Source organism: uncultured Acidovorax sp. (assembly GCF_964021665.1).
Lineage (GTDB): Bacteria > Pseudomonadota > Gammaproteobacteria > Burkholderiales > Burkholderiaceae_C > Acidovorax > Acidovorax temperans.
The window spans coordinates 1-5,040 of the sequence record NZ_CAXIAK010000142.1; the positions used below are offsets into that span (position 1 = coordinate 1).

Sequence of the window (5,040 nt, forward strand, 5' to 3'; positions counted from 1 at the left end):
GCTTCCAAATTCCCAACGAAAAAATGCCAGTCAGCTCTTAACTGACTGGCATTGCGCATTTGCGGGGCTTTGTTCACCGGGGCGCCATCAGCACAGCGGGGTTACAGCGTGGGGATGGTGCCCGGCAACAGTACAGAGCGGTCCACGTTGTTGATGTTGGTATGGCCGCAGAAAGCCATGGTGATGTCCAGCTCCTTCTGGATGATCTGCAAGGCGCGGGTCACACCCGCCTCGCCATACGCACCCAGGCCATAAAGAAAGCTGCGTCCAATCAGCGTGCCTTGCGCGCCCAAAGCACGGGCTTTGAGCACATCTTGCCCGCTGCGAATGCCGCCATCCATCCACACCTCGATGTTCTTGCCCACCGCTTCGGCAATGTGAGGCAATGCAGCAATGGAGGAAGGCGCCCCATCGAGCTGGCGGCCGCCGTGGTTGCTCACGATGAGTGCATCGGCACCGCTGTTCACGGCCAGGCGCGCGTCTTCGGCGTCCATGATGCCTTTCAAGATCAGCTTGCCGCCCCAGCGTTTCTTGATCCACTCCACATCGCCCCAGTTGAGCTGCGGGTCGAACTGCTCCGCCGTCCACGACGACAGCGATGACAAATCGCCCACCCCTTTGGCATGGCCCACGATGTTGCCGAAGCTGCGGCGCTTGGTGCCCAGCATGCCCAGGCACCAGCGCGGCTTGGTGGCCAGGTTGATGAGGTTGGCGATGGTGGGCTTGGGCGGGGCCGAGAGGCCGTTCTTGATGTCCTTGTGGCGCTGGCCCAGGATCTGCAAATCCAGCGTGAGCTGCAGCGCCGAGCAGTTGGCGGCCTTGGCGCGGTCGATGAGGCGGTTGATGAAGTCGCGGTCGCGCATCACGTACACCTGGAACCAGAAGGGGTGGCGGCCCGTGTGCTCGGCAATGTCCTCAATGGAGCAAATGCTCATGGTGGACAGCGTGAACGGAATGCCAAACGCCTTGGCCGCCTTGGCGCCCAGGATTTCGCCATCGGCGTGCTGCATGCCGGTGAGGCCCGTCGGCGCAATCGCCACCGGCATGGCCACGTCCTGCCCCACCATAGTGGTGCGGGTGGTACGGCCTTCCATGTTCACCGCCACGCGCTGGCGCAGCTTGATGCGCTGGAAGTCGGATTCGTTGGAGCGGTAGGTTCCCTCGGTGTACGAACCCGAGTCTGCATAGTCGTAGAACATGCGCGGCACGCGGCGCTGGGCGATGACGCGCAGGTCTTCGATACAGGTGATTTTGGACAGGTCTGGCACGCTCTCGCTCCGTTCTTGAAATACAGCGCCGCATGGTAGGCCCTGGCAAAACGCCAGACCATCAAAATTATTTGCGCGGGCTTGCAACAAATTTCCATTCCGTGCCGTGGCACGGTGCTCGGCCCATTGCTGGCGAAGCGCATGGCCAGCCATCCTCGCCGCCAACCGGGTGCGAAAGGAACGTCATGCGCTGCGCGCACCCGTTCAGGGCCTCAGGCCAGTTCGTCCTTCTGCACCACCAGACTGGGCGGCGTTGCGGGGCCTTGATACTGGCGGATCTGGTTGCGCCCGGCCTGCTTGGCGGCATACATCGCAGCGTCGGCATGGCGCGTGAGTTCGTCCAGATTCTGGCCATGCTGTGGGTACAGGCTGATGCCCCCGCTGAGCCCCAGCGACAGGGTCACGCCCTGCAGCACAAATGGCTCCACGCACTGCTGCATGAGTTTGCGCGCCACCACGCCTGCCTGCTCGGCGCCGCCAATGGCTGGCAGCAGCAAAACGAACTCGTCCCCGCCCTGGCGGCACACCGTGTCGGTCTGCCGCACCACGGCCTGCAGGCGGCGTGACCACTGCACCAGCAGCTGGTCGCCCACGTCGTGGCCCATGGCGTCGTTGACCTGTTTAAAACCATCGAGGTCGAGGTACACCACCGCCACGCACTTGCCTTCACGCTGGGCCTGGGCAATCGCCTGCTGGGCGCGGTCTTGCAGCAACACGCGGTTGGGTAAGTCGGTCAGCACGTCGTAATGGGCCAGCCGCGCCATACGCGCCTGCATGGCCACAGCCTGGGTCACATCGCGCAGCACAGCCACCGCGCCCGTCACATGGCCATGGCGATCGGTAATCGGGCTGGCTGAAAGTTCCACATCAAACCGCTGGTGGGTGGTGCGATGGGAGACCGCACCGCGTGTGGGGGGCAAGGCACGGTCGTCCCGCATGGCAGCGCGCAGCGGGCTCTTGAGATCAGCGCCCACCTCCGACGGAACCAGGCGAATCACTTCATCCACATCGCAGCCAGCCGCATCAAATCCTTGCCAGCCGGTGAGCCGCTGGGCCACCGGGTTCAGATAGGTGACTTGCCCCTGCGCGTCGCAGCACACCACGGCATCGCCAATGGACTGCAGGGTCAGGCGCATCAGCTCTTTTTCTTCAAAGAGCAGGTCTTCCATGCGCTTGCGCTCGCTGATGTCGGTGCCCTGCACGAACAGGCCCAGTACCTTGTCCCCATCGCGCTCGGGGGTGCACGAAACAATCAGGTGCCGCGGAATTCCCTGGGCATCCGTAAACCTGGTTTCAAACACCTGCACCTCGCCCTCCAGGGCTTTGGCCAGCAGCTGTTCTGTTTGCTGGAAGCGTTTGGGCCCCAGCAGATCGCGCATGTGCATTCCGTGCAGCTTTTCGAGCGGCACGCCAAACCAGGTCTCGTGGGCCTGGTTGCCAAAGCGGTTGTAGAGGTTCACATCCCACGAGCCGACCAGCGAAGGGATGCTGTGCAAGATGTTGCTCATGTCGCGCTCGGCGCGCTGCAGTTGCGCACTCACCGCCTGGCGGCGCTGCAGCTCGCGTGTGAAGAGCACGGCCAGCGCCATGGACGCCAGCATGAGCGCGAAAGTGAACAGCCCCAGCCCCCAAGCCGAGCGGTTCCACTTCTTGAAAATGGTGGCCTTGGCCTGGGCCACATTCAGGATCAGCGGAAAGCGCCCCACCTGCTTGAAGGAATACGAACGCTCCACCCCATCCAGCGCCGCACGCCCCACAAAGCTGCCTTCTTTCTCCTGCTGAAAACGGATCATGTTGGGCGTGCCCGCAATGCTCTTGCCCACGTCCGCGTCACCATAGGGAAAGCGCGAAACGATGACACCATCGTTACGAAACAGATTGACGCCGCTGCTCTCGCCCAGATCCACCGAGGCAAACAGCTCGTTGAAGTAGCTCAGCCGCACAGCACCCAGCACAATGCCGCCAAACTCGCCCTGGGGTGTGCGAAAGCCGCGCGCCAGGGGCAGCGACATGACCCCGGTAATGCGGGAGGGCACCGGCCGGCCCACAAACAGGCCCTCATGCCCCCGCTCCTTGAACGCCAGGAAATAATCCCGGTCGGCAACGTTGGCCTTGCGAGGCTCCTGCGAGCCAGAATCCAGAATCACATCGCCCTGGGCATTGATCACCACCACATTGCCCAACGCATGCAGGCGCACCACGCTTTCAAAGCGAACGACTTCCCGCAGGCGATCGCGCATACGGGCTGAAGGGGACAACTCGCCCGCGCTCTCAATCCCCTCCACCACCGTGATCAGAGACTGGTCCACCGAGTCCAGCGTCCACTCCAGCGAATGCGCCAGCGTGCCCACCAGGTTGGTGTTGGCTTTGAGAGCGTAGGTCCATTCGTCGTTGCGCAACGTCCACAGAGCACGCACTGACAATGCGCCGATCCCGAGGGACAGCAGCAAGGCCATCCAGAGAAACCGCTGAGACAGAAGGGAACGGACGGCAGACATGCGTGGCTATTGATCGAAGCCGGGACCACGGGCCCGCACACTGCCCACAGAACGACGGCCAGGCCCCAGACTGGGCCGTGAAGCGGCTGCTAAGGGGACGTCGCGGTGGATTTCAGCGCCGCCGTGGCGTGAAATGCGCGGGGGGATAGGCATGTATGGACAACGGACGCACAAGAATTGCGCTCCATTGTAGTGATCGCCACAACGGCATCATGGGAAATAACCGACGGGTCACCGGCCTCATCGGGGCTTTGAGGCGGTGCCGGGGAAGGCCCCCGGCGCTACCCCGGCACCGCGCACTTCAAAACGCACCGTGTCCAGCACCTGCCCCTGGGCGTCCACCAGCTCCAGCGTGTGTCGGCCCGGCCAGGGCAGCCACTCCAGCACAGCCCCCCGGCCCAGGGGCTTGCCGTCCATGCGCCATGCCAGGCGGGGGGCTGCAAGGTCGGCGGCCTGCAGCCGCAAGCGCTGGGACTGGGGCGGAATGTCCGGGTCCAGCGCGATGACCGTGCCGTGAACCGGCATCAGGATGCGCGCAGGCCCCAGGTCAGCCTGGGGTTCTGCGGGTTTTGAACGTTTTTGGCCTCCAGCGCTTACAGGAAAAGCGCCACCAGCTACGTTATTGATAGCAAACACAGACTGCTGCGTGCCTGGCACAAACCACTCGGTGCGCGCAGCCTCCAGCGGGAGTGACGCCGTGGCGCTGTCGCCATCGCCCCCCGCAGGCCCAAAACGCACGGGCCACAGCACCAGCCCCTGCGGCGGGCGTGGCAGGCGACTGGGCTCGCGGGTGTGCAAAAAGCCCATCACCGCAGCCCACACCGGCGCTGCGCCGCTGGTGCCGCTCACATCGTGCATCGCAGCGCCGCTGGCATTGCCCACCCACACGCCCACGGTGTAGCGTTCGGACCAGCCCACCGCCCAGTTGTCGCGCATGTCCTTGCTGGTGCCGGTTTTCACGGCCGACCAGAAGCGGGTGGCCAGCACGCTGTCGGTGCCAAAGGTGCGGGCGCGAGCGTTGCCATCTGACAGGATGTCGCCCACGATGAAAGCAGCGCGCGCATCCAGCGCCGGGGTGAACGCCGGGCGGGCTTGCGTCGGCAACACCACCACCGGGCTGAAGCGCCCGCCGTTGGCCAGCGACCGGAAGGCATTGGTCAGGTGCACCAAAGGCACCTCGGCGCTGCCCAGGGCCAGCATGTAGCCACAGTACTCACCGTTTCCGCGCACCGCCAGCCCAAGCACCCACCACTGCTGCTGACAGGCATCCGGCG

The 5,040-nt window shown here is 64.2% G+C and carries 2 protein-coding genes and 1 pseudogene; all 3 read right to left on the reverse strand.

Translation table 11 applies throughout. From position 1 onward, the window contains the following. Positions 1–101: 101 nt before the first annotated feature. Entirely contained in the window at positions 102–1,268 is a 1,167-nt protein-coding gene (locus tag AADJ04_RS17565; RefSeq protein ID WP_341240406.1) for an alpha-hydroxy acid oxidase, read from the reverse strand. A 212-nt stretch (positions 1,269–1,480) separates the two neighbouring features. Further along, positions 1,481–3,766, reverse strand: a complete 2,286-nt coding sequence (locus AADJ04_RS17570) for a diguanylate cyclase (protein WP_288485933.1) — start codon at positions 3,764–3,766, stop codon at positions 1,481–1,483. 240 nt (positions 3,767–4,006) lie between these two features. Next, positions 4,007–5,040, reverse strand: a pseudogene (locus AADJ04_RS17575) (penicillin-binding protein 1C); the annotation flags it as partial.